A 25098-nucleotide genomic window follows, 5' to 3' on the forward strand; every position below is an offset into this window, starting at 1 on the left:
CCCTCCTTATTTGATGCCAATCTCTTCATCGGTCAGATAGCAGGAAGGATCGGACTCCCAGAAATCCCCCGTGACCGCCTCGGCCCGGGTACGGAAATTGCCATTGCAGTTGTCCAGGAACTTGCACTTGGCACAACGCCCCTTCAGGAGCGGCTTGCGGTCTTTGAGTCCGGCCAGGATCGGGCTGACCGAGGTATCCGACCAGATATCGCCGAACTTGCGCTCCCGCACGTTGCCGAAGGTATGATGCTGGGTGAACTGGTCCGGATGCACATAGCCCAGGGGATCAACCTCACCAAAGGCAATGCCGGAGCGGTTGCCGCCATTCATCGAGATATATTTCTTGATCTGTGCAGCGGCTTCATCCCGGCCTTCAGCCAGGGCCTTGAGATACATATAGACACCATCGCAGTGATTGTCCACGGTCAGGATTTCCTTCTCAAGCCCTCGCTCCTCGAAATCACGGGTGCGGCGGATGATCGTATCCATGGCCTTGCGGCTCTCTTCCGGCGTCACATCCTGATTGACCATCTTCTCCCCACGGCCGGAGTACACGAGATGATAGAAGCAGACGCGGTTGATGCCCTTTTCCTCGATAAAGTCAAAGATATTGTCGAGTTCGGCGATATTATGGTGATTGATGGTAAAGCGCAGGCCAACCCGCTGGCCAACCGCCACACAGTTCTCGATGCCCTGCATGGCCTTCTCGAAGGAACCTTCCACCCCGCGGAACTTATCATTGACATCCTTGAGCCCATCCAGGGAAATGCCCACATAGCCCACGCCGATATCCTTGATACGCTGGGCAACTTCCCGGGTAATCAAGGTGCCGTTGGTGGAAAGGGTCGGGCGCACCCCCTTCTTCTGGGCATATTCAGCCAGCTCAAAGAAATCCGGACGGATCAAAGGCTCGCCACCGGAAAACAACAACACCGGCACATGGAAGTCGGCCAGGTCGTCAATAAACTTCTTGGCTTCCTCCGTGGTCAGTTCATCCTTGTACTTCTGGGCATCAGAGCCCATATAGCAATGCATGCACTTGAGGTTGCAGGTCTTGGTGGAATTCCAGACCACCACCGGCCCCATCCCTTCAGCGGCCCCATTTCTCATGCTATGGGCGTTCTTCGTATAGCGCAGGTTATCCCCGTAATATTCCCGCGCGAACAACAGCTTCGTTACACTAATCATCCGACTTCTCTCCTAAACCACAATACATTATTTTTCCGGCTGCGCTTTTATTCCATCCAGCAGCAGCCGCATCTTCATGGCCACATTCTCCTGAAAGGAAATCTCCAGCTTGCTGAAGGCCGTGGCCTGATAGATGGAATGGAACATCTCCGTAATCAGTTCCGCCGGCACATCGTCACGCACCTCACCGGACTCCTGCCCTTCCTTCAAAATCCGCTCAAACAGGGGCTTGAAGCCCGGCGTAGGCACGGCCTTGCGTTCCTCAGCGTCCTCCGGCAATCCCGAATGATCAGCCGCCGCCAAAAACAGGGGCAGCACATAGCGGTTCTCGTCCAGAAATTTCGCCGTCAGCATGCAGGCCACAGACAACTGCTCACAGGCAGGGCGCTTATCCTCCCGCAGCTCTTTAATAGTTGCATTAACCTCTGCCACCAGCCGCCCCAGCAGCTGCACCAACAGTTCCTCCTTGGACTGGAAGTAATTATAAAATGTTCCCGTGCCCAAATCCGCCCCGTTCATGATATCCGCAATGGAAGCCTCCCGGAAGCCCTTCTTGCTGAACACCACCACTGCCGCATCCAATATCGCCTGTCGGGATAACATCTTCTTCCGCTCCCGGCGGCCCATTTTTTCTTCCATAAGCCCATCGCCCCGTTTCTGTGGATTTCATTCTGTTTACTATTATAGAGGATTTTTTTGTTAAAGTGAAGAAAAAAATGAATTAGATTCATATTTTTCACAGGAAACGCTAAAACATCGCAACCAAAAAGGCTGATAATTTTTTCCACAGCGTTTGGCGCTTTGCGTCTCAGCGGAGGAAAAATATTATCAGCCTCAGGGCGTCTTACCATATAGATGTAAACAAACTTCAGCGCGCTAATGCCGCCCGCCGGCGAGCCCGCAGCTTATACCAAACCATCGGCGCAATCAGCATGGGCACTCCCGTAAAGAATGCCTCCCGCAGATCTGGCATAAACACCATGATCACCAGGCAGATCACCTGGGACCAGATGCCGAACAACGTCACATAAGGGAAAAGCGGCGTCTTATATTTAAGGCTCCCTTCCGTCCCCTCCGCAATCTTGGCCTTGCGGCTGCGATACTGGCTCCAGCAGATGGAAATCCAGGCAATGGCCCCGGTAAAGCCCGACACTGCCAAAAGATACGTGTAGATCACCGAATCCGGATTGAAGGCGTAGAGCATGATGACCGCCCAGCAGGCGCAGATGGAAATCCAGATGGCATGAGCCGGCATGCCGTTCTTATTGAGCGCCCCCAAGGATTTCGGTGCCATATCCATCTTGGCCAGAGCATGCATAGCCCGGGCCGCACCATACAAACCGGAATTGGAGCAGGAAATCGCCGCCGTCAGGATGACAAAGGCAAAGAACGCGCCAAAGCCCGTGAAGCCATACTGGTTGACTGCCGCTGCAAAGACGCTTTCCTCAAGGGATGCCTTGTCCCAGGGCAGGATGGAAACCAGCAAAGTAATCGGAATGATATAGAGCGCGATGATCCGCCAGGTCACATTGCGCACGGCAATAGGAATGCTCTTGGCAGGCTCCTTGCACTCGCCAGCCGCCAGACCGATGATTTCCGTGCCCTGGAAATTCACAAGGATGATCACCATGGTCAGCACGATGGACCAATAACCGTTAGGCGCAAAACCGCCGCTGCCCAGAAGCACGCTGGCCCCGATATAACCCTGATCACCAATCAGGCCGAAACAGATCAATGCAGCCACCACACTGAAGGCCATCAGCGCGATGATCTTGATCAGCGCCAGCCAGGATTCGCTCTCACCGAATTTATCCACATGAAAGAGGTTGATGCAGGTCACCAGCAGGCTGAAAAAGACCGCCCACCATAGCTGGCTCACCGCCGGCAAAAAGAGATTCATGATGATGCCCGCGGCAATCATTTCCGAGGGCACATAAGCTACCCAGGTCAGCCAATAGGCCCAGCCTACCCCGCAGGCCCAGGTCGGCGAGATATGCTCCCGGGCGTAAGTGACAAAAGAGCCGGAGATGGGTTTTTCCACTGCCAATTCCGCCAGGCAAAGCATCACGCAGAGCACGATGATGCCCCCCAGCAGATACGCCAGCACCGCCGCAGGCCCCGCCTGCTCCAGCACATATCCCGTCCCCAGGAAATAGCCGCTGCCGATGACCCCTCCCAGGGAAATCAGCTGCAAGTGCCTGTTCTTCAGACCTCTGTTCATTTTCGTTTCGTTCATGGACTTAATAACACAACCTTTCCAGCACCGCTGCTTTCTGTGATTTGTATAGCGTCTGCCATCCGCGATGCTTATATAATAAGCTAAGAATACTACAAACAGCTGGGAATTACCATAGAAAAATTGCGAAAAAATAACTTTTTCTCATGTATACAATCATGTATAATAAAAGCAAATGTTTTTTCGCGAAATAAGGAGACATTATGCATAGTTACCGCACCATCGAGGAAATCGACGACAGAGTCGAAACCCTCTACGAAATACAGAAATCAAAATTCATCACCCACCTGCGCCATGTGGACACGGAAGAAGATGCCCGGGAATTCATCACCGCCATCAAGAAACGTTATTTCGATGCCCGCCATAACTGCTCTGCCTATGTGCTGGGGGAAAAAGCCGACAAGCAGAAATCCAACGATGATGGTGAGCCCGGCGGCACGGCGGGCAATCCGATACTGGAAGCCATCAAAAAAAACGGGCTGACCAACATCGTCGTAGTGGTCACCCGTTATTTCGGCGGTATCAAATTAGGAGCCGGCGGCCTGATCCGCGCCTATTCCCACGCGGCAGCCCTCGGCATTGAAGCCGCCACCGTACTGGAAATGACACCCTTTGCCCAGCTCGATGTGGCTGTCGGCTACGAGCACTTGGCCACCATCGAACACTATATGCGGCAGAATGAACTGCGCAGCCTGGAAGCTGACTACGGCGAAGGTGTCACCCTGCACCTATTGATTACTCCCGCTGACCTCGAAAAAGTCAGCGAAGATATCACCAATATGACCGCCGGTCGGGCAAAACTTTCATCCGAATCCGAACAACGCATCCCCATCCGCATCGAAAAGCCATAAAATAAATTGCAGTTTGTGGATACGAGCCAAAACTCTTTTGTTACAGCTCAGTGGGGCGGCGGTGGGAATACTTTTTCGCCGCTTCACTAAATGTCCCGCCAGCAGAAGTACGCGTCTTCCAGTAACCTGCGCCGGGCAAGTCCGGCGGCGCGTCCATCAACGAAGCATCCAGCAAATGCTGTTTGCGGGCCAGCCTTCACTTCGTTCAGGCAGTCGTTCCGCCGGCGAAAAAGCATCCCCACCGCCACCCAGAGTTACGTTTGTCAATGCTGCTATGTTCCGGCTGGAGGATACAAGCACATCGATGATCTTGCTACGGGAGAACCGGGTTCGTGCCGATTGCCAAAAACGTGGCTGGGGGCGAACGGGGAGTGCTTTTTCTGTGGGAGCGACTGCCTGAGCGTCAGCGAAGGCCGGCCCGAGGCAGGCAGTTACCAGAAAGCACGCTGAAAGACGCGCCGCCGGTCTTGCCCGGCGCCATCTGGCAAAACAGCTCGAAAATTGCCGATAGGGTCGTTTTAGCGGAAACAGAAAAAGTACTCCCCCGTGAACCCCGGACTGCGCATGAACGGGATAATATTCAGTACGTACTGACCAATAAACTGCAATTTATCGAAAAATCCCGCTGCCAAAATTGCCAGCGGGATTTTGACTGTCCGTTTCAGATGATTTTTTCCCCGTGATAGACTTCGCCTTCGATATCCGGCTTGACGCCGTAGCCGATGGCCCATTCGCATTTATACTTGATGGCCTGGGCATGGATGCTCTTCATCCTGTCCTGTGTGCGCACAATCTTGCCCGGCACACCCACTACCAGGGAATTGGGCGGAATCACATCATTCTCCTTGACCAGTGCCCCGGCGGCGATAATGGAGCCGCGGCCAATCTTGGCCCCGGTCAGCACCGTGGCACTCATGCCGATCAATACATGATCTTCAATCTCACAGCCATGGAGCACAGCGCCATGACCAACCGTCACATAATCACCGATGATGCAGGGATTTTCATCCGCCACATGCAGACAAACCAAATCCTGGATATTGCTGCACTCACCAATGGAGATATAGTTCACATCCCCCCGGGCCGATACCCCCGGCCAGATACTGGAAAATTTCCCCACCCGCACATCACCGGCCAAAAATACCTGCGGTGCCACAAAAGCCTCGGCATGAATCTGCGGGCGCATGCCCTGAAATACATCATCTTGTAGCGTATACATAAAAGAAAGTTACCTCCTCCCAAAAATCAGTCTCCCACCTGATTTTTGGCAAGTTCTAGGATATCTGCCTGATTCTTTGTACGGTCACCGGCAATCCGAGCAGCAATATCTTCCGGCGAACCGGCCTCCCTGGCAGGTTCCTCTGCCGGTGGCGGTGCCTGTTTCGGCATCTTGCTGTTCATGGCCTCCATGGCTTCAGCTTCCATTTCCTCCTGGGTAAGGTTCGAACCCGGAGTAGCCACGTAATAAGGCTTTACCGTGAGCATTTCCATGTTCATTTTATTGTTACCGAGATACACCTTATGTCCCGTCTGAATCGGCTCCGACATGATTCTCTCCTCCTCCTGTCAAAATCCCCACATCCAGTGTAGAGTTCTTCGACAACGAAGGAGCTGATTCCTGCCAGCTTTAAAAGATTCTTCCCCGCACATTACCGGTGAAGCGCCCCACCTCTTCCATAAAATCCTTCCAGGCCTCCGGCATCGCATCTCCGCGCAAGGTGTAACTGCCCACATTCTCGGAACCATCCCGCCATTGGAACTTCCACTCCACCCGTGGCAGGTAGTCATCCGTCACACTGTCCTGCTGACACTGCCATTCTGCAGCATGTTCCCCGATACGTTCCAACAGCAGGGGCACATTACGCACTGAATCAAAGGCATGACGCTCCGTGCCCAGCCCCTGTTTATGTCGGGTAAACACCAGGATATGCTTGCCCCGGTTGATGATCAGCTTTTCCACCAGGCTGATCTTTTTTTGTTTCGGCAGATAAATATTGCCCCGGGGATTATCCAAGGTATCATGCAGGATAATCGACACCTGCTCCAGCTGCCGCACCCGGTTGATCTCCACCCCGGGAATCTCATTCATCAGGTCGATGAATGCCGCCCAACCGCCGGGATAGGCGTTATCGCCCACAATGCGTCGATACCCCATCTTGCTGTCCTTGAACGCAATATGCCACAGGCTGTGTACCGCAGGCGGTACTGGGGGCTGATAGCTGGCCCGCCAGCCTCCCAGATGCAGCTTTTCCAAACGCCGCAGCCAGCGCCGTCCGCCCTCCAGCACTGCATCCTCTCCTTCATTCACTTTATAATGCAACTGGCGCTCCCGCACCACGATTTCTACCTTTAATTTTAGTTCCTCTAACTCAAAACTAAGATGTTCTAACAATTCCTTTGCCTCCGTAAAAAATTCTCTCTACCATCATAGTAAAAAGAAGACCTCTTTACAAGACCTCCCCGAAAGAATTATTCATCTTTTTATACAAAAAGGGCTTATCAACCCAGGATGGTTGATAAGCCCTGAAATGATAAAATTACTTGAGCTGAGCAGCAACTTCTGCAGCGAAGTCGTCCTGCTTCTTCTCGATGCCTTCGCCCAGCTGGAAGCGGGTGAATTCGGTAACCTTAACGTCGCCGAGTACATCTTTGATGGTCTTTTCGGAATCCTTAACGAAGATCTGTTCGTTGAGGCAGACTTCCTTGTAGAACTTGTTGATGCGGCCTTCTACCATGCGTTCGATGATGTTAGCCGGTTTGCCTTCTTCTTCAGCCTGCTTGCGGAGAACTTCCTTCTCGTGTTCCAGAGCGGAAGCATCAACACCAGCGCGGTCAACAGCCATCGGAGCAGCTGCAGCAATCTGCATAGCTACATCCTTGCCCAGCTGCTCGTCGCCACCGGTCAGGTTAACGAGAACGCCGATCTTGCCGCCCATGTGGATGTAGCTGGCCAGGCGGCCTTCCGTTTCGTAGCAGGCGAAACGACGCAGGGAAATCTTTTCACCGATCGTAGCCGTAGCTTCCGTGATCAGCGTAGCAACCGTCTTGCCTTCGATTTCGCTGTTGTTCAGAGCGTCGAGGTCAGCCGGCTTCGTAGCCACGATGTGCTCAGCAACCTTTGCGAGCAGTTCCTTGAACTGGTCGTTGCCAGCAGCGAAGTCGGTCTCGCAGTTGATTTCAACTACGCAACCCGTCTTGCCATCAGCAGCAACGAAAGCGCCTACAGCACCTTCAGCAGCTACGCGGCCAGCCTTCTTTTCAGCTTTGGCAATGCCTTTTTCACGGAGCCAGTCAACAGCCTTGGCAGCGTCACCGTCGGTAGCCGTCAGAGCCTTCTTGCAGTCCATCATGCCTGCGCCCGTCTTTTCGCGCAGTTCTTTAACCATTGCAGCCGTAATTGCCATTTATATTTCCTCCTAAGTGTCAGATAATAATAAAGGGTAAGGGATAATCTCCCTTACCCCACAAGTTTTACCTTTAGCGAGTATGAATTACTCAGCGGCAGCTTCTTCAGCGTCGCCGCCTTCACCCTGACGACCTTCCATCACAGCGTCAGCCATGCGGCCCGTCAGCAGTTTCACAGCGCGGATAGCGTCATCGTTACCCGGGATTACGTAGTCAACTTCATCCGGATCGCAGTTCGTGTCAACGATAGCAACGATAGGAATGTTGAGCTTGCGAGCTTCAGCAACAGCGATACGCTCTTTGCGCGGGTCAACGACGAACAGAGCACCAGGGAGCTTGTTCATTTCTTTGATACCGCCGAGATACTTCTCGAGCTTTTCCATTTCATGACGGAGGCCCTGAACTTCTTTCTTCGTCAGGACTTCGAACGTGCCATCAGCTTCCATAGCTTCGAGTTCCTTCAGGCGGTTAACGCGCTTCTGGATCGTCTGGAAGTTGGTCATCATGCCGCCCAGCCAACGTTCGTTCACATAGAACATGTTAGCGCGGAGAGCTTCTTCTTTGATAGCTTCCTGAGCCTGCTTCTTCGTACCAACGAAGAGGATGCTCTTGCCTTCAGCGGCAACGTCACGCAGGAATGCGTATGCTTCATCAACCTTCTTAACGGTCTTCTGCAGGTCGATGATGTAGATACCGTTACGCTCCGTAAAGATGTATTTAGCCATCTTCGGGTTCCAACGGCGGGTCTGGTGTCCGAAATGAACACCTGCTTCAAGTAACTGTTTCATGGAAATAACTGCCATGTTGGTGCACCTCCTGTTTTTTTCTTCTGGGCTCCTCATCTTCTGCACCACCTCCATACCAAGAGGCACAGGGCAGATATCGAAAACCCATGCTTTTTTCTTACACCGCGAAAAATTATATCATAAGTAAAAAAGGGGCGCAAGTAGGAAAATGCAATTTTCCCGCGCCCCCTGAAAATTATTTTTTCAGTTTTTCACCGTTGCTTTCAATGATGTCTTTGTACCAATAGAAAGACTTCTTTTTATAACGATTGAGTGTCCCTGTACCATCATCATGACGGTCTACATAGATGAAGCCATAACGCTTGGCCAGTTCTGCCGTGGAAGCACTCACAAGATCGATGCATCCCCAGGTGGTATAGCCCATGACCGGCACGCCATCCTCGATGGCCTCTTCCACCTGCACAAGATGGTCATTGAGATAGGCAATGCGATAATCATCGTTCACCGTCTTGCCGCCCTGACCGTCATCTACCAGCTCATCCTTGGCCCCCAGCCCATTTTCAACAATGAAGAGCGGTTTCTGCCAACGGTTGTAGAAGCGGTTGAGCACATAACGGATGCCCTGCGGATCAATCTGCCAACCCCATTCGGACTCTTTGAGATACGGATTCTTCACACCCTGAATGATATTACCGCTGCCCTCTTCCTTCCTGCTTGCCGATTCGCAGATGCTGACATAATAGCTGAAGGAAATGAAATCCACCGTGTGTTCCTTCAAGAGGGCCAGTTCTTCCGGCGTGGTCTTGATTTCAATACCATTCTCCCGGAAATAACGCTTCATGTAGCCGGGATAAACGCCACGGGCATGCATATCGCCAAAGAAATCATTGAGATTATTGGCCTGCATCGTGGCAATCACATCGTCCGGATTCGGCGTCAAAGGATACGTTGGCATGGACAGCACCATGCAGCCGATTTTCGCTTCCGGATCGATCTCATGTCCAATTTTCGTAGCCAGAGCAGACGCCACCAGTTCATGATGGCAGGCCTGATAGAGATCGGACTTGCTGAGCTCGGAGAGTGGTGTCATGATGCCGCCGCTCATAAGCGGTGCATGCAGCACGGAGTTGATCTCATTGAACGTCAGCCAATATTTGACCTTGCCCTTATAGCGGTTGAAGAGCACCCGCACATATTTCTCATAGAAGCCAATGAGATCATGATTCACCCAGCCATTGTACTCTTTCGCCAGATGCAGTGGTGTCTCGTAATGGGAAATCGTCACGAGCGGTTCAATGCCGTACTTATGACATTCATCGAACAAGTCATCATAAAACTGCAAGCCCTTTTCATTAGGCTCGGCATCATCCCCGTTCGGGAAGATGCGGCTCCAGGCGATGGAAGTGCGGAACACCTTGAAGCCCATTTCGGCAAAGAGTTTCACATCTTCCTTATAGCGATGGTAGAAATCAATCGCCACGAGCTTCATATTGTCTTCGGTGGGTTCAGCAGTAGGGGCTCCCTTGAGGCCACGGGGCATGATATCCTGGATATCCAGCCCCTTGCCATCTTCGTTGTACGCACCTTCACACTGATTGGCGGCTACCGCGCCGCCCCATAAAAATTCTTTAGGGAATGCCATATCTAAAACTCCTTATGCGATTACAGTCAATAAGTTTGCTTCTTCTTCTACATCTTTTTCATCGGTCAGCACCACATCCATATACTGGGCATGGTTGGTCACGATTACCGGGGTAATGGTGTTGAACCCTTCGGCAGCGATCTTTTCCTTGTCAAATTCAATCAGGGTGTCGCCTGCTTTTACATGGTCGCCCTGTTTTACCTTGGTCGTGAAATATTTGCCTTCCAGCTTCACCGTATCCATGCCGATATGGATGAGGATTTCGGCGCCTTTATCCGTCACCAGACCAATGGCATGGCCCGTGGGGAACATGGTCATCACCGTGCAGTCAGCCGGTGCCACCACCTTGCCGTCGCTAGGTTCGATGGCAATGCCCTTGCCCAGGAGGCCCATGGCGAATGCTTCATCAGGAACATCTTCCAAGGCGACCAGCTTGCCAGCCAGCGGAGCCTTGATGATTTCCCGTTCCGCCTTGCCATCAGCAGCTTCTTTGACCACCGTCAGCTTTTCAGACGGAGCAGCATCGCGATACACGACAGCCGTCACGGCCAGACCAAAAACAAAAGATACTGCGGAAGCAATCATGCCGCCGTACATACCAGCCAGATCGCCGGTTTTCGGATCAATGAAAGTGGGATAACCGAAGATGCCCAGACCGCCAAACATATAGAGGTTGACGGACAGCAGAGCCATCAGCGCGCCGCCGATAGCACCACCGATGCAGGAAATGATGAAATATTTCTTGCGGGGCAGGGTAATGCCGTAAATGCAGGGTTCCGTAACACCGAAGATACCGGAGATAAATGCCGGCAGGGAAATGCTCTTGAGCTTTGCATCCTTCGTGCGCAGGAAAATGCCGAGCACAACACCGATCTGAGCAAAGGAGCAGCCGAAATAAGTAACAACCAGCGGGTCATAGCCATACACCGAGATATTGTTGATCATAATGGGCACCAGACCCCAGTGCAGACCGAACATTACGAAGACCTGCCAGAAAGCGCCGATAAACAGTCCGGCCACCACGGGGCTCACATTATAGATGGCCATGGCAGCTGCACCCACAATCTGGCCAGCCCAGGTTGCCACTGGGCCGATGGCCATAAAGGTCAGAGGTACCACAATCAGAATCGTGAAGAACGGCGTCAAAAAGCTCTTGAGCATGGTGGGCATGGCCTTGGCCACTGCCTTTTCCACCTTGGCCCCGAACCATACAGCCACGATGATGGGAATAACGCTGGAAGCATAGTTCATCAGGATAACGGGCAGGCCCAGCAGTTCCATATGAATGGCAGACTGGAAAATCGTGCCTTCAAAGAGCGTGTACAAAGTCTCGCCCTTCATGATGGCAGAAACCGTGGGATAAACCAAAGCGGCACCGATAGCCATACCCGTGAACTCATTCATCTTGAACTTACGGGCAGCCGTAAGGCCGAGGAAAATCGGCAGGAAATAGAAGAACATGTCTCCTAAGATATTGAGCATCTGCGCCGTGCCGCTGCCCTTATCCACCAGCCCCATGGCCATGAACAGCGCCGAAAAGCCCTTGATCATACCCGTGGCCACGAGAACACTCAGCACCGGCTGGAACACGCCGGAGATCAAGTCAATGAAGCGATCCAGAGGACTGAGGTCTTTATCCTCTTCCTCTTCGCCGCCTTTTGGCGCATTGCCGGTGATATTCGTCACCTCCAGCACCGTATCATAGACATCGGCCACTTCATTGCCGATGACTACCTGATACTGGCCTCCGCTCTGGATAACGGTCACGACGCCTTCGCGCGCCTTCAGATACTCCGTATCCGCCTTGCTCTCGTCCTTCAGCTTGAACCGCAGCCGCGTGATACAGTGGGCAAGACTTATCACATTTTCCTCGCCGCCCACATGCCGGACAATATCCTTTGCCAGCTCTTCATACTTCTTCATCATAAATCCCTCCAAAATTAAATAACTTTGAAGGTTTGGCCAACCTAATGTAACCATCCTAAACATACAAAAAAAGCGTGGATCAACCAAGAGGCGGACTCCGCCTGCAAGGTTTGGCCGCATCTGCGTAACCATCCCGCTTCGTACATGATAAATGATAACAAATCAATAATAAATTGTCAAGAAAAAATCCCGCGAATTTCCGCTTGCTTTATCACTCGCATTGTGTTACACTTTGAGTAATTCAATTACACAGATTTACAAAGGAGTTTGAGTAAAATGAACTTCGCCGAAAAACTGCGGCAGCTGCGCAGCCAGAAAGGATTGAGTCAGGAGGCCGTGGCCAAGGCCATTGGCGTCACTCGCCGCACTTATATTTCCTATGAGCTGGACGGCCGCTACCCTAAAAACCGAGAACGTTATGCAAAACTGGCCGAGGTCTTCGATGTGGATACCAATTACCTCTTCACCGAAAACGAGGCCTTCGTCAGCCAGGCCGGCGCCAAATACGGCAGCCGAGGTATGCAGCAAGCCAATGCATTGGTCAGCGAGCTCTCCGGACTCTTCGCCGGCGGCGAACTCAGCGAGGAAGACCGGGATGCGGTGATGCAATCCCTGCAGGAAGCCTATTGGCTGGCAAAAAAAGAAAACAGGAAGTACCGAAAAAAATCTGAGGAGTGAGTCAGTCCATGGATTCAGAACAGTGCCATAAGCGTGCCCAGGAAATCATCCGTCAGGTAGGCTGCCGGGACATGAAACGGGTGGCCCAGGAACTCAATATCAAGGTTCTCTACAATGAAAACTTCACGAAACTGTTGGGCATGTACTTCTACCAATGGCGCAATCGCTTTATCTTCCTCAACGCCAACCTCGATGATATCTGGCTCAATATGGTGCTGGCCCATGAGATTGGGCACGACCAGCTGCATCGGGAGCTGGCCAAGCAGACGCAGTTACAGGAGTTCGAACTCTTCCGCCTGAACAGCCGCACCGAGTACGAAGCCAATGCCTTCGCCGCCCACCTTTTGATGGATACGGATGCGGTTTTCGCCGAACTCAAAGATGGCTGTGACGAATTCGCCCTGGCCCAAAAGATGAACTGCAATATCAATCTGGCTCTGGTAAAACTCCAGGAAATGGCCAAGCTGGGCTATGATATCCGCCCCAGCGATAGCGTGGATAGCCAGTTCTTCAAAAAGATACGGATCTGATTTACGGAGGTATGAATATGTTAAATACGATCATCCATTATGAAGTTATCATGAACATCGCCCTGATTATCCTCGTGGTTTGCCTTGCCACATATACCTTCGCCCAGGATATGCGGCTGAAGAAATACAAACTCCTGCTGGCTGCCCAAAACACCAGCCAATGGCAGCATCAGAATCCTGTCCGCTCTTTCCCCAGCGAAAAGCAGCATATGGCAGCATAAGAAATAAAAATTGACCGGTCAGATCTGACCGGTCAATTTTTATTTCTTACCACTCGCCACCATCATCATAGGAATCACTGTCCCAGTCGGAGCCACTGTCGTAACTATCGTCATCATAATCACTGCTGTCATAAGTATCATAGGTATCGTAATCATCATCACTGTCATAATCATAAGTATCCATGTAATCTTCATCATCCTCGTCATTGCCATAGCTGTCACTGTCAAAGCCATCATAATCATCATAATCATCGTGATCATAATATTCGTTGTAAGTATTGTAATTGTTCGTAGTTGCGTGGGCCTCGGCTTTATGATCGCCGCTGAGCATATGTCCCAATACAGCACCGGCCACCATGCCACCTGCCACATTGCGCAGGGTATGATTATTTTGGCTGCGCTCTGCTGTCATTGGCCGCCGGGCTTGCGGTAGGGATTTTCCCGCCTGCACATTCCTGCCCTTTGCCTGTATATCCCGGATATTGCTGACAGGCATATTCTGCCGCAGAGCTCCCCCATTATCGTTTTTCGGCCGGAATATCAGCCAACCGATGAATATCCCCATTCCGACCAGCATGATTGTCCCCATTGACACTCCCCCTGTTCCACTGCTTTCTTTCTATTATACTCTGATTCTACCATCTTGCCAAAGCAATTCGCTTATCCCGGAAAATTTAAATGTCTGTTATTAATTAATTTTTAATAAAAGATATTTAGAATATATACAGGAAATAGCCTTGTAACGTGTCGGGGTTTTATAAGCATTTTTTATGTAAAGCATTGTTATATATAACCCCATTATTTAGGAATACGATTAAGCAGCGAGGAGTCTTCATATATTATGGCCATGTCAGCAAAGAAAATCTTAAAATTTCTACTCCCGGAATACCAGATAATCGCCACCATCGAGGAAAAAGGATTTATTGCCCGTAATCAATTCCCCACTCAAATGCGTCTCACTCCGACACAGAAATACACCAGCGGAATGATGCAGCAAGCTTCGCCCCCTCCAGGCACCCTCCGGCCTATGCAGGGAGTGCCTTCCGCATCAGTTCCATCGATGGAGCAAAGTCTGAAACAAGAAACGCCTTTCCTCAGCCAGGAAGAAGGTAACACAAATTCTGAAAGCAACAATGTTTTTGCTGACCTGCCCGCTTCCCTGAAAAAATACTGGGTGGGTTCTGAACGGGATCGCGACACCATCTGCAAAGCATTCCAACGGCCATACGTCAGGGGATTTGATCATAAGATCCCTAAAAATGGCATACTTCTGATCGGAGAAAACAGCCGCGGCAAAACGTATGCGGTCAAATGTATCAGCGAGCTCCTGAAACAGAAAAAGACATTTCGCTATGCTGATATATCCATCATGGATTTCCATGATTACGCTGCGGACACCTCCAATGGACTATTCCTGAGCGATTTATATAAGGCAGTGAATGATAAGACCGAAGTCGCTGTATTCGAAAATATCGAAAAGGCATCTATGCCCCAGCTGGACATCCTCTATCAGCTTTTGACCGAGGGGACATACAAATTGTCCCGACGCTACATGATGGCCAATGGCAGCCTGGTGGAAGCCACCGGCACTCTGAACACGGAATTGATATCGGACATAGGTGCCAATGGCAAGTTCTTTGTTTTCACCACGACAGTCTCCCAGGCGAAGATCCTATCGTTTTTAGGCAATAAGATCGTGAAAGAGCTGGGCGATATCATCACACTGGATCCCATCATGGATGATCAGATAAAGAACCTTGCCTATACCCTCTGCATCAACATGGCCAATAAATGCCGCGACCATCTGCACGTCCTCCTTAACTTTGATGAATCTCTCGTCAGGGAGCTCAGCACCCACTATCGCAGCAATCACGGCATAAAGGATTTAGCCGATTACATTGATGACCAGCTTTATGATCCTTTGACCGAGATGAAACTGCAGGAAAAGATATGGGACAACGAACAGCTCCGGTTAGCCTACGACAATGGGTATTGCGTAATAGCAGGAAACGGCGAAGTCATCCATACCTCTGCCTACCAAAAAGATTATAACGTCATGGAACTGGAAGAGGTCCGCCAGGAATTGGCGCAGGTGGTTGGCCTTGACCAAGTGAAGGAATATGTCCTGAGTCTGGAAAACAACCTGAAAGTCCAACAGCTGCGGGCCGGAAAAGGACTGAAAAGCACCAACCTGTCCATGCATATGATTTTCGCCGGCAATCCCGGCACCGGCAAAACCACCATAGCCAGAATTGTCGCCAAGTACCTGAAAGCGATTGGCGTCCTTTCCTCCGGTCATTTATGCGAAGTGACCAGAGCCGATCTGGTGGGCCAGTATGCTGGACACACCGCAATCAAAACCACGGATGTGATAAAAAGTGCCCTTGGCGGCGTGTTATTTATCGATGAAGCCTATTCACTCAGCAGAGGTCAGGGGGATATCTTTGGCACAGAAGCTATCGATGCCCTCGTAAAGGGTATGGAAGACAATCGGGATGATCTGGTAGTCATTTTGGCTGGCTATGAAAAGGAAATGCAGGATTTTCTCAAAGCCAACAGCGGTTTGAAATCCCGCTTTCCAAACATTGTCCATTTCGCCGATTATACGATTGACGAAATGTGCCAGATTGCCGATGTCACCGCCAAGGCGAAGGGCTATAAGATATCCGACCTCTGTACGGAAGGATTGCGGCAAACATTTGCCAAACAGCAGATCAAAGGGAAAAATGACAGCGGCAATGGCCGTTTGGTGCGGAATCTGATTGAAGATGCCATCTTAAAACAATCCCAAAGGATCATTCAAAATCCGGAAGACAACATGGAGTTATTGATTCCAGACGATTTTGGCTTTAAGGAAGCGGCAGAATTCGATCTGGATAAGCGTCTTGCCGAAGTGATTGGGCTGGATGAGGTCAAGAAATACATCCGCAGTCTTAACGCCCGCATCAAGATCCAAAACATGCGGAAGCATGCCGGCCTCAAGACCGATAACACCCAGACCCTGCATATGATCTTTGCCGGCAATCCCGGCACAGGCAAAACCATGATGGCCAGAACCGTTGCCGATGTACTGTATAACCTGAATGTCATTCAAACCAACAAACTGATTGAGACGGACCGTTCCGGTCTTGTGGCCGGCTATGTGGGGCAAACGGCGCTAAAGACGCGCAGGGTAATCGAATCCGCCTTAGGTGGTGTGCTATTTGTAGATGAGGCTTATTCGCTGGCGCAAGGCGGTAAAAATGATTTTGGCCAGGAAGCTATCGATACCCTGGTCAAGATGATGGACGATAATCGCGATCAGCTCGTCGTGATTCTGGCCGGATACAGCGAGGACATGCGTAATTTCCTGAACAGAAATGCCGGCCTGCAGTCCAGATTTGCCAATATCATTGAATTTCCGGACTACAATACCGATGAGCTTATGCAGATTGCCGAGAATATGTATGCTGATAATGGCTATGTATTGGCTGCCGACAGCAAGGTTATGCTAAGAGAAAAATTTGCGGCAGCGCGCCTGCAGGAAAAATTCGGCAATGGCCGCTATGTGCGAAATGTCTTTGAAAAATCCATCAACAATCAGGCACTGCGCTTAAGTGGCACAGATGATATTTCCAAAGATGCATTGATCACCATCACCAAAAGCGATATACAGGAGGTCTGAATATGCGCGATAAGATTGCAAACATCGTTGCCATACTATGGTTTTTCGGGATATTGATCTGGGCGCTCCTGTTTGGCGTATTCGCCTTGATTATGATTCCCTGCTACGATATAGCCGGAATGATCAGCAGCGGCTATACAAAATCAACGGAGGGCCTGATCTTTTGTTTTGTATTGGGCGTCATTTTCTCCCTAACCGGTCTGATTCCTGTATTCCGCAAAGCCTACTATAAACTCCCCTGGCTATATCCTTTCACCGTGATGCTGATCATGAATCTGCTCATTGTATCCATTGCGGAAACAATAATCGCCAAGGGATTTGCCATAGACAGTGCGTTCCATCATGTAATGGCCATCATTGTCATGAGCATACAGATCATTGCCTGCCGCATTGCTATGTCTAAGTATCTGCAAAAATATCCCCTGCTCATCCATAAATATGACCGATTGGAGTAATGTAAAATGGATAATAATGAAATCAAGCATGTTCAGGATGATGAACGCCATCCCTATCAGGCGCCAGCGAACAACATGGAATATATTCCGGACATACAAAAAGAAATGTCGCCACATCGTGATAATGCTTCCCCTTTTACCAAGCGCATAAAAAAAGGAGCAGGCATCCTTTTACTTGCCAGTGTCATAGCACTGGCTATCGGTATGATGTGTCATACTGGCACTTCTGTCAAGGCCGGCAACGATGCCCAGACAGCCATGGAAACACGTATTTCCACCACCCTGCCTGTCGGCGCCAGGTTGATGTCAAAGGATGACCATTACGTCGGCGGTGATATGACCATTACCCACACATCGCCCGCGAAAAAAGCCAAGATGTATATTTGGGATTATGCCGCCGAGGATGGAGATTACGTGCAGGTATATGTAGACGGAAAACCATTAGGTGAACCTTTTATGATAAAAAATAAGCCTGTAGTCTTTGATGTCCCAACTGTGGGCGAAATCAAGGTAGTCGGTACCAGAGATGGCGGCGGCGGCATAACCTATGCGGTTCGTTACGAATTGAATCAGACGACCTATTTCAACGGCATGGATCAGGGCGGCAACAATGTATACACCCTGGTGCGGGAATAACCCGACTTTGCCAATAGATACAAAAATTGACCAGTCATTTTCATTTGACTGGTCAATTTTGTTATGATATTATTTCCGCTTCTGCTCGGCCATCCACTGGAAGAGTTTTACAGTCTTGCCGTCAATATTGTCTTCACATTCGTCGTTATAGACATAGATCCAGGACCAATGCCCCATGTACTCATACGGCGTGCCATCGGCTTTCTTGTACTTGCCGGTGGTGTCCACCACCTTGTCAAAGAAGCTGAAATGCACATCAGCACCAGCTTTCTTGAGGCGTTCCACCGTGGGAACAGCATAATCCTTGGGCGGCAGTACCGTATCGGTCTTGGCCGCCGTGAACCAGATAGGCGTCTTGGCGATATTAGCCAAATCCTTTTTCGTAATCATGCTGTCCTTGAGTCCCTCGCAGGTGGGGAAAGCGGCCGCAAAACAGCCGGGGTTGTCCCGCACCAGCAGCATGGTCATATAGCCGCCGTTGGAGTCACCGCCCACATAGATGCGGTTTTCATCCACATTGGGGTGCTCTGCCACATAAGCCTTGATGAATTCCATCAGGCCCTGGGAGTAGATGGAGGTACCATCAGCAAAGCCCTTGTAACCATGCATCCAGTAGGTTCTGGCCTGGGGTGCCAGCACATAGGCACCGCCAAAGTATTTCTGCACGGATTCATCGGCAAACTGGGTGGCCTTGTTGCCCATGATTGGCAGAGATGGGCTGTTGCCGCCCTCCCCCATACCATGGAGCCAGATAATCAGCGGTTTCTTCTCATCCTTGTTCTTGAGTTCCGGTTCATAGCTGGCGTAAGGGAAGGATTCCCGGCCCAGGATCTTATGGTTGAATTTGAACTTATCCCCCTGGGGGCGGATATTGCCCTGATTGTTATCCACCACGAGTTTTTGACCGTCCGTGATCGTGTAGTGCGGCGTCACCCAGTTATTCAGCATGGTATGCAGGTCGAAGTTCAAAGCGGCTCCCAAGGTGTCCGTAGGGCTCACAGCCATTTCCAGCGTCACATATTCACCACTGTCCACGGGATTGCCGTTGGCATCGGAGACATAGGCTTTGGTCACCTGACGGTCACCTTCCAGATCCTTATCGGAGGTGGATTCTGCTCCCAGAGAAATCGTAGCACCCTGCTTTTCCCGCATGGCTTCGGCAGGTGTAATGGCTCCTTCCGCCAGTTCCCGGCGCACATGAACCTTGAAGGTTCCCGTATTCACTTCGCTGGCTTTTACCGTGCTGCCTAAGTTCACGATGACCTTGGACACAGACGGGCCCCAGTCAAAGGTTTCCGTCACGGTTTTATAGGACGGCTGCTGATGAGGTACAGCTGCTGAGGCAATATCCCCCGCCGTCAGTACACCTGCCAGCATTACACCGCAAAGACCTAACTGAACTGCTTTTTTCAACTTTTTACTGATCAAAGTAATCACTCCTTATTTTTTCAGCGCAGGTACAGCGTATTTAGCCGTGCGAGCGTCCTTTATCTGTCCCTTCCAGTCCAGGCCATAAGCAAAGTCATAGGTATGGCCTTCGCTGTCAGTATAGCATTCCATATCCCGGGGAGTATCCTCGAACTGACGCTCCACCGTTTCCATATCCTTTGGCTGCTGCATGGGCAGGAGACCTTGCGGCTCGAACTTGCCCGTGAGGATATCGAAATAAGCAGCATCACTGACACCGTAGCCTACAAGGATGGCATCCGACAGCGGCTCAACCTCACTGAAAATCATCGGTTTCAAAGCATGCACCATGGTGACCACGGGCATATCCTTGCCGGACTTGGCTGCACATTCACGGCCATAGGCCACGCCATCCAAGTCCGTAGCATTGATGATGCGGGCACTGCGGCCAAAGTAGCTGCGATTCTCCCCTTCATCATGGGCAATGGATGCCTTGCGCACAGCAGCAGAGTCAGCGGTATAGGGCTTATACTGCAAGGACAGGGGGATAAAATTGCCCTGTTCATCACAGCCTAAGCCATCAAACTGATTGCCGGCATTGGTGGGATTGTCGATGACGGCCAGCACCATATCGGCCTTGGCCACTTCAGCCGGAGCCAGACGTTCGATATCCGTCACGGCTGCCATGGGCTTGCCGTCGCGGTCTTTAGCCGTCAGTTCCCTGACCTTATCGGTAACCACCGTGAAGTATTCGCTGGCCGTCTTGAGGTCAACAGGCAGTGACCAATGGGCGGGGCTATAAGTATGGAAAGTCTTGTTTTCCTGCGCAGGACGGAAAATCATCGGGATATAAACCACCGGCTTCGTGCTCTGCGCTCCGGCCTGATGAATCACATTGCCCTTGTTCTTCAGCATGACAATCGATGCCAGCTGGGCTTTGTAACCCGCTGCCTTATCATGGGGATTGCCCACTTCCTGCACGGTCTTTGCTACATCCAGATAAGGATTTTCAAACAGGCCAATCTGGAAGATATTGCGCAGCAAGCGCACGGCGGACTGCTGGAAACGCTTGTCCATATAGTCCTTGCCATGTTCCTTGACGCCCATCTCATAGGCCGCCAGCACCGGCTTGATATCGTTGTTGCCGCCGAACTGGTCTACACCGGCCATCAGGGCCTTATAGTGGCGGATGACCTCCGTATCCTTCTCCACGCCCCAGGCGGTGGAAATGCCCTTGCCGACCTCCTGAGGAATATCATGAGTTACACACCAGTCGGTGCAGATGACGCCATCATAATGATATTTATCCCGCAAAAGGCCAATCTTATAGCGGCTGAAAGCCGAGCCTACCTTCTCACCCAGAGAGCCATCATCGCTCCAGGCGATGGAATAGGAGGACATGACCGCACTGGGCATCTTCGTTTTGCCGTCCAGTTGCAAGCCGCCATCCACAAAGGGAATCAGCTGGGTATTGAACTGCCCGCCGGGATAGACTGCGTATTTGCCGTATTTAGAATGAGCTTCACGGCCACCTTCGCCCACACCATCACCGGGCCAATGTTTCATCATGGCATTGACGCTGTACTTGCCCCAACCCATATCCTTGCCCTTCTCGATGGTAGACTGCACGCCATCCATCGTGGCTTTGGCCATGTCCCGGGCCAGCGCCGGATCTTCCCCGAAGGTGCCGTAGTAACGCGTCCAGCGCGGATCGGTAGCCAGGTCGATCTGCGGGGACAAGCCCGTGCCGATGCCCAAGAGACGGTATTCCTTGGAAGAAATCTCGCCAAATTCCTTGGCAATGGCCGGATTGAAGGTGGCGGCAATACCTAAGTTGCTGGGCCAGCGGGATACGCCGCCCGTCACATCCTTCAGATACACGCCGTTGCCCCGGGCATCGCTGCGCGGATCGGAGCTGGTGTTGGCCGGAATAGCAAAGGGCAGGCTTTCGGCATAGGCCTGCAGGGCATTGTTCCATTTGGCCGTCACTTCATTGCTGGCCGTGCTGTCGGCGTTGAGCACCGTGCGCACATGATCAGCCGAGAGCATTTTCTTCTGTTCCTCATTTAACTGCGGCTGCAGATTACGCTGATGCATGCTGTAGAGCATAAGGCCGGCAATATCTTCTGTGCTCAATTGCTTGGCCAAATCCTCCGCCCGCTTCTGCGGCGTCAAGCGCCAATCCTCATAGGCATCCAATTTGCCATTGCGGTTCATATCCTTGAAGACCTTGCCATCTACCTGTAGGAGCTTCACGCCGGAATCCGGGCTATAGGCCAGTTCCGCACCCTTCTGCTCGACCAGGGTATAGCCATCCACCGTGGCCTTCTCCGTGAAATCCGCCGCCTGTACCTGCGTGCCCATCAAAGTCAGACCGATTGCTAAAGTCAATGCTTGTTTTTTCATTTTGCTGCCTCCCCTGCCGTCAAGATCACGCGCGCATAATGCTTCAAGGGAATTTCTGCGTTATCGCTGACCTCACAAATCACATGGATGGTTTCATCCTTGGCAATATTGCCGGGCACAAAAATTTTCGCTTCTGCCCCTTGCGCACTGATTTTTACAGGTGTGCCATAGGTTCCGGCTTCCTGATAGATATACCAGGTATAATCCAGCTTATCTCCATCAGGATCAGTGCCATGGCCATGCAAGGTCACGACCTGACCGGGCCTGACCTGGATGTCCAAACCTTCCTGAATGGTCAGTTCCGGTGCGTGATTGGCCTGTTTATAGTCTTTCTCCGTCCATGCTAGCCGGGCAGCAAAATCATTCTGGATGTCTTTCACCCAACGGGTTTGTGAATAATATCGATCCATCTTCCCCGTTTCCGGATTGAAATCGTAGGAAGCCCGATTGTCCTCCCATACATTGTGTTTGATGCCGGACTGACTGAGCCGCCCGCTCCAGCCGCCGTAACTGAAATCCTCCGTAGAACGCAGGCCATTGTCGATAAGATACAGATAGGAGGGCGAATCGCCTTCGGAAATCAAGTCATATTTTCCATAACCATTCGCTTGGGCAAATTCCAAGGAACCAAATTTATCCTCCGGATCACCAGCCAGCTTATGCCCATCGCCATAGGTCATATAACTGCCGCCAATAGGCCCTTTGAGAATATTTTCCTGCATCCATTTTCCCTGCAGGTATTTCTGCTGGGAATGTGGTGCCACCTGTGGCCAGATATAGGCCAGGCTGGCAAACTGCATTTCATTGAACGCCACTTTGATATTCGGCCAGTTCACCGCAATATAGTTCTTGTAGGTCTCATCCTGATCCATGATATTGTAAAGAATGACCTTCTTACCAATATGGTCATAAATCTCCGACCACTTTGCCGTGCCCTTGTACTTATCCTCAATGGATTTGAGTGCCCGGGCAAAGGTATTGCTGCCGCCCCAGGTCTCAAAATGGATGGGCCCGTTGTCATCTGCCAGCAGTAACTGTTCAATCCACTTGCTGCCTGCCGTTTCCTTGGCCATATCGCCTTCAAAATCGATATTGCCGACCTTGACCAAAGATTGCAGTTTATCCGGCGTCGGATAGTTCTTATCATGCTGGACTAATTTGGGATAGACACTGCGATATTTCTCAATGTACTGAGCAATCCATTCCGTACCACACCAACGCAAATCCGTATGCTTGCCGGGATGGAATTTCTTGATCCAATCCATATTGGACTCAAAGAGAGTGCCCTTGCCATCCCCCTTGTAATGCCACATGGAACTGGTGTAGATAATGCCCTTGACATCCACATCATTGGTATAGAGCAAGAAACGCAGGAATGAATCCATATCATCCACTTCGCCATCCGTCATGACGACAGTCTGCGGCCGCTCTTTGGCAGCGGCGATATTTTGCTGAGGAATAATGGAGCCAAGAGCTAAAGTTCCTAAAAGCAAACCAGCTATTCTTCTCTTATTCATAACATTCTGCCTCCTGAACGTTTTCCACCTCATCTGCCCCTACGGGGCACCTTCCCCTCAAGGGGAAGGCATTATGTTACAATTCCATACTTGTTTAGAAGAAGAATTGTGCCTGGAAACGATAGAGGTCGCTTCTTGCACCGGTGTCAATTTCACGGCCCCAGGTGTAGAAGGTATCCAGCAGGATGTTCTTATAAGGTACATAGCTTACGCCTAAGCGCAGGAATTTCTCGTTCAGGCCGCACCAGTCCGTAACGGTTGGCCAGGAAAGAGCCGGTTCATAACGGTAGGTAAGAGTAACGCCATAGGTATTGGGCTTGTCAAGCTTGGCACCCTTGTAGTCAATCTGCAGCCAGCGGCCCGGATGTTTGGTCTTGGTACTTGCCACAGCGTTATTGGGATCGCGTTTGGCATTGCTGTTGATAATACCGGCACGAACGCCCCAGTTGTTGTCAAATTTATGATGGGCATGGGCATAGTAATAGAACACGCGGCCCTGATCCGGGTCCTGATAGCGGCTGGCCATCGCCGAGCTCCAGGACGTACCGAAGTTGATATCGTTCTTGCTGTCAAACGGATAGAAGAAACGTAGACTCGTGACTTTTTCTTTCGTGCGGTCACCGCCCATCGCATCATCCCAAAGATCCATTTGGCCAGCCGTGAAATAGGTCTTGAATTTCTTCTTGCCCTGCGTCAGCTGGATACCACTGAAGTCACAGTCGATATCCATGCCCCAGCCGTAGATGTTCCATTCGTTCCATTTACCCACTTTGGCATCAAGGCCAAGCTTGGGGAACTTACCAGTCACATAACCATCCACAGTCAGACCAGTCTGATTTTCGTTAGGGGAAAGACTCTTGGTGTCATCAAAGTTGCTGAAAGAACTACGGTATCCTACATCAGTATGCGCTGCCCAATTATCATTGATCTTATAAGTGCTGTTGACCGCAATATGAATCATATTCGCACGTGTAGAACGCTTGGTGCCTGTACCGTCTTTAGCATCTTTCAGATAGTGGTCATTACGGATACGGGCGTAGCCATTGATGGAGAGCTTGTCGGCCAAAGCAGCAGCCTTCTTGAGGCCTGCTTTTTCTTCCTTGGTAAGCGTTTCACCTGCCTGCTGGTTGTTCAGCTTGTCCATCTGATTGTTGTCCAGATTGTCCAAGCGATTGAGCAGGGTGAGTTTCTTGATGTCGTAGTAATACTCATTGTTGAGCTTGTTCAGCGCAGCTTGCTGCACATCCGTCATATTGGCCTGATTCTTCATGGCAGAATCCACGATCATGGCCATTTCCAGACGACTCAGCACGCGGCCTTCGGGAATCGCCACCGCATAATCCGGCACGACCTTGGCCGTAATGAGTTCATTGACCGCACTATACGACCAGTCCCCAACCGGCACTTCAGCTAGAAAGCCACTCCCAGCCTCCGCGCTCTGCCCATAGCTCATAACCGCTGCCGTCATCACTGCTGCTGCACCGATTTTGCCTACATTCATCCAACTTCTCATGTTCATACCTCCAAAAACTTATAAATGTAAATTCTTGAAGGTTTGGCCAACTTAATGTCACCATCCTAATTTATATG

At 51.0% G+C, this 25098-nt stretch carries 24 protein-coding genes; 8 read left to right on the top strand and 16 right to left on the bottom strand.

The genetic code is table 11. The features are described from left to right. Positions 1–6: 6 nt before the first annotated feature. From nirJ1 to SELR_RS11415, 3 genes are all read right to left on the bottom strand, one after another. On the bottom strand, positions 7–1188 hold the full coding sequence (nirJ1, locus tag SELR_RS11405) for a putative heme d1 biosynthesis radical SAM protein NirJ1 (protein ID WP_014425380.1): 1182 nt from the start codon (positions 1186–1188) through the stop codon (positions 7–9). Positions 1189–1215: 27 nt separating this feature from the next. Next, positions 1216–1827, bottom strand: coding sequence for a TetR/AcrR family transcriptional regulator (locus SELR_RS11410; protein ID WP_014425381.1), 612 nt, complete (start codon positions 1825–1827; stop codon positions 1216–1218). Positions 1828–2056: 229 nt separating this feature from the next. Beyond that, on the bottom strand, positions 2057–3424 hold the full coding sequence (locus tag SELR_RS11415) for an amino acid permease (protein ID WP_014425382.1): 1368 nt from the start codon (positions 3422–3424) through the stop codon (positions 2057–2059). A gap of 203 nt (positions 3425–3627) precedes the next feature. Here SELR_RS11415 and SELR_RS11420 point away from each other — a divergent pair, with 203 nt between their 5' ends. Together SELR_RS11420 and SELR_RS19040 are read left to right on the top strand one after the other, a co-directional pair. Further along, the gene (locus SELR_RS11420) at positions 3628–4275 is read left to right on the top strand and encodes a YigZ family protein (protein WP_014425383.1); all 648 of its coding nucleotides are present in this window, start codon (positions 3628–3630) and stop codon (positions 4273–4275) included. A 332-nt stretch (positions 4276–4607) separates the two neighbouring features. Next, positions 4608–4958, top strand: coding sequence for a hypothetical protein (locus SELR_RS19040; protein ID WP_014425385.1), 351 nt, complete (start codon positions 4608–4610; stop codon positions 4956–4958). On the opposite strand, the gene SELR_RS11430 is transcribed toward SELR_RS19040, so the two are convergent. The 7 genes from SELR_RS11430 to SELR_RS11460 form a co-directional block, all read right to left on the bottom strand. Continuing rightward, positions 4937–5494, bottom strand: coding sequence for a gamma carbonic anhydrase family protein (locus SELR_RS11430; RefSeq protein ID WP_014425386.1), 558 nt, complete (start codon positions 5492–5494; stop codon positions 4937–4939). The two genes, SELR_RS19040 and SELR_RS11430, sit on opposite strands and share 22 nt — an antisense overlap. A gap of 26 nt (positions 5495–5520) precedes the next feature. After that, complete coding sequence (locus SELR_RS11435) at positions 5521–5823, bottom strand: hypothetical protein (RefSeq protein ID WP_014425387.1); 303 nt, start codon at positions 5821–5823, stop codon at positions 5521–5523. Positions 5824–5902: 79 nt separating this feature from the next. Continuing rightward, positions 5903–6667 carry a hypothetical protein gene (locus SELR_RS11440; protein WP_014425388.1) on the bottom strand — a complete coding sequence of 255 codons (765 nt, stop codon included), beginning with the start codon at positions 6665–6667 and terminating at the stop codon, positions 5903–5905. Positions 6668–6812: 145 nt separating this feature from the next. Continuing rightward, positions 6813–7679, bottom strand: coding sequence for a translation elongation factor Ts (tsf, locus tag SELR_RS11445; protein ID WP_014425389.1), 867 nt, complete (start codon positions 7677–7679; stop codon positions 6813–6815). An 87-nt stretch (positions 7680–7766) separates the two neighbouring features. After that, positions 7767–8483 (bottom strand): 30S ribosomal protein S2, encoded by a 717-nt coding sequence (rpsB, locus tag SELR_RS11450; RefSeq protein WP_014425390.1) that lies wholly within the window; start codon positions 8481–8483, stop codon positions 7767–7769. A gap of 178 nt (positions 8484–8661) precedes the next feature. Next, on the bottom strand, positions 8662–10068 hold the full coding sequence (locus tag SELR_RS11455) for a glycoside hydrolase family 1 protein (protein WP_014425391.1): 1407 nt from the start codon (positions 10066–10068) through the stop codon (positions 8662–8664). A 12-nt stretch (positions 10069–10080) separates the two neighbouring features. Then, the gene (locus tag SELR_RS11460; protein ID WP_041914400.1) at positions 10081–11991 is read right to left on the bottom strand and encodes a beta-glucoside-specific PTS transporter subunit IIABC; all 1911 of its coding nucleotides are present in this window, start codon (positions 11989–11991) and stop codon (positions 10081–10083) included. 279 nt (positions 11992–12270) lie between these two features. Here SELR_RS11460 and SELR_RS11465 point away from each other — a divergent pair, with 279 nt between their 5' ends. Genes SELR_RS11465 through SELR_RS11475 form a run of 3 tightly spaced genes read left to right on the top strand, consistent with a single transcriptional unit; the run spans position 12271 to position 13423 of the window. Next, entirely contained in the window at positions 12271–12672 is a 402-nt protein-coding gene (locus tag SELR_RS11465; RefSeq protein ID WP_014425393.1) for a helix-turn-helix transcriptional regulator, read from the top strand. 8 nt (positions 12673–12680) lie between these two features. Next, positions 12681–13202, top strand: a complete 522-nt coding sequence (locus tag SELR_RS11470) for an ImmA/IrrE family metallo-endopeptidase (RefSeq protein ID WP_014425394.1) — start codon at positions 12681–12683, stop codon at positions 13200–13202. A 17-nt stretch (positions 13203–13219) separates the two neighbouring features. Next, entirely contained in the window at positions 13220–13423 is a 204-nt protein-coding gene (locus SELR_RS11475) for a hypothetical protein (RefSeq protein WP_014425395.1), read from the top strand. A 46-nt stretch (positions 13424–13469) separates the two neighbouring features. Here the strand turns inward: SELR_RS11475 and SELR_RS17865 are convergent, their stop codons facing one another. After that, positions 13470–14012, bottom strand: coding sequence for a hypothetical protein (locus SELR_RS17865; RefSeq protein ID WP_014425396.1), 543 nt, complete (start codon positions 14010–14012; stop codon positions 13470–13472). A gap of 285 nt (positions 14013–14297) precedes the next feature. Beyond that, entirely contained in the window at positions 14298–14420 is a 123-nt protein-coding gene (locus tag SELR_RS19385) for a hypothetical protein (RefSeq protein WP_269453559.1), read from the bottom strand. A gap of 63 nt (positions 14421–14483) precedes the next feature. Here SELR_RS19385 and SELR_RS11485 point away from each other — a divergent pair, with 63 nt between their 5' ends. Genes SELR_RS11485 through SELR_RS11495 form a run of 3 tightly spaced genes read left to right on the top strand, consistent with a single transcriptional unit; the run spans position 14484 to position 18178 of the window. Continuing rightward, positions 14484–17087, top strand: a complete 2604-nt coding sequence (locus SELR_RS11485; RefSeq protein ID WP_041914401.1) for an AAA family ATPase — start codon at positions 14484–14486, stop codon at positions 17085–17087. Between the two features lie 2 nt (positions 17088–17089). Beyond that, the gene (locus SELR_RS11490) at positions 17090–17542 is read left to right on the top strand and encodes a hypothetical protein (protein ID WP_014425398.1); all 453 of its coding nucleotides are present in this window, start codon (positions 17090–17092) and stop codon (positions 17540–17542) included. A 6-nt stretch (positions 17543–17548) separates the two neighbouring features. Next, positions 17549–18178: a hypothetical protein gene (locus SELR_RS11495; RefSeq protein ID WP_014425399.1), complete on the top strand. Its 630-nt coding sequence runs from the start codon at positions 17549–17551 to the stop codon at positions 18176–18178. 69 nt (positions 18179–18247) lie between these two features. Here SELR_RS11495 and SELR_RS11500 read toward each other — a convergent pair whose 3' ends face one another. The 4 genes from SELR_RS11500 to SELR_RS11515 form a co-directional block, all read right to left on the bottom strand. Continuing rightward, the gene (locus SELR_RS11500; RefSeq protein ID WP_014425400.1) at positions 18248–19606 is read right to left on the bottom strand and encodes a prolyl oligopeptidase family serine peptidase; all 1359 of its coding nucleotides are present in this window, start codon (positions 19604–19606) and stop codon (positions 18248–18250) included. A 12-nt stretch (positions 19607–19618) separates the two neighbouring features. Further along, a complete protein-coding gene (locus SELR_RS11505; protein WP_014425401.1) occupies positions 19619–21991 on the bottom strand; it encodes a glycoside hydrolase family 3 protein in 2373 nt (790 codons plus the stop codon). Continuing rightward, a complete protein-coding gene (locus tag SELR_RS11510) occupies positions 21988–23508 on the bottom strand; it encodes a DUF1593 domain-containing protein (protein WP_014425402.1) in 1521 nt (506 codons plus the stop codon). The genes SELR_RS11505 and SELR_RS11510 overlap by 4 nt, the downstream gene beginning before the upstream one ends. A 94-nt stretch (positions 23509–23602) precedes the next feature. Further along, complete coding sequence (locus SELR_RS11515) at positions 23603–25021, bottom strand: hypothetical protein (protein ID WP_014425403.1); 1419 nt, start codon at positions 25019–25021, stop codon at positions 23603–23605. Between the last annotated feature and the right edge of the window lie 77 nt (positions 25022–25098).

It is taken from the genome of Selenomonas ruminantium subsp. lactilytica TAM6421 (assembly GCF_000284095.1).
In the GTDB taxonomy this organism is placed as follows: Bacteria; Bacillota; Negativicutes; order Selenomonadales; family Selenomonadaceae; genus Selenomonas_A; species Selenomonas_A lactilytica.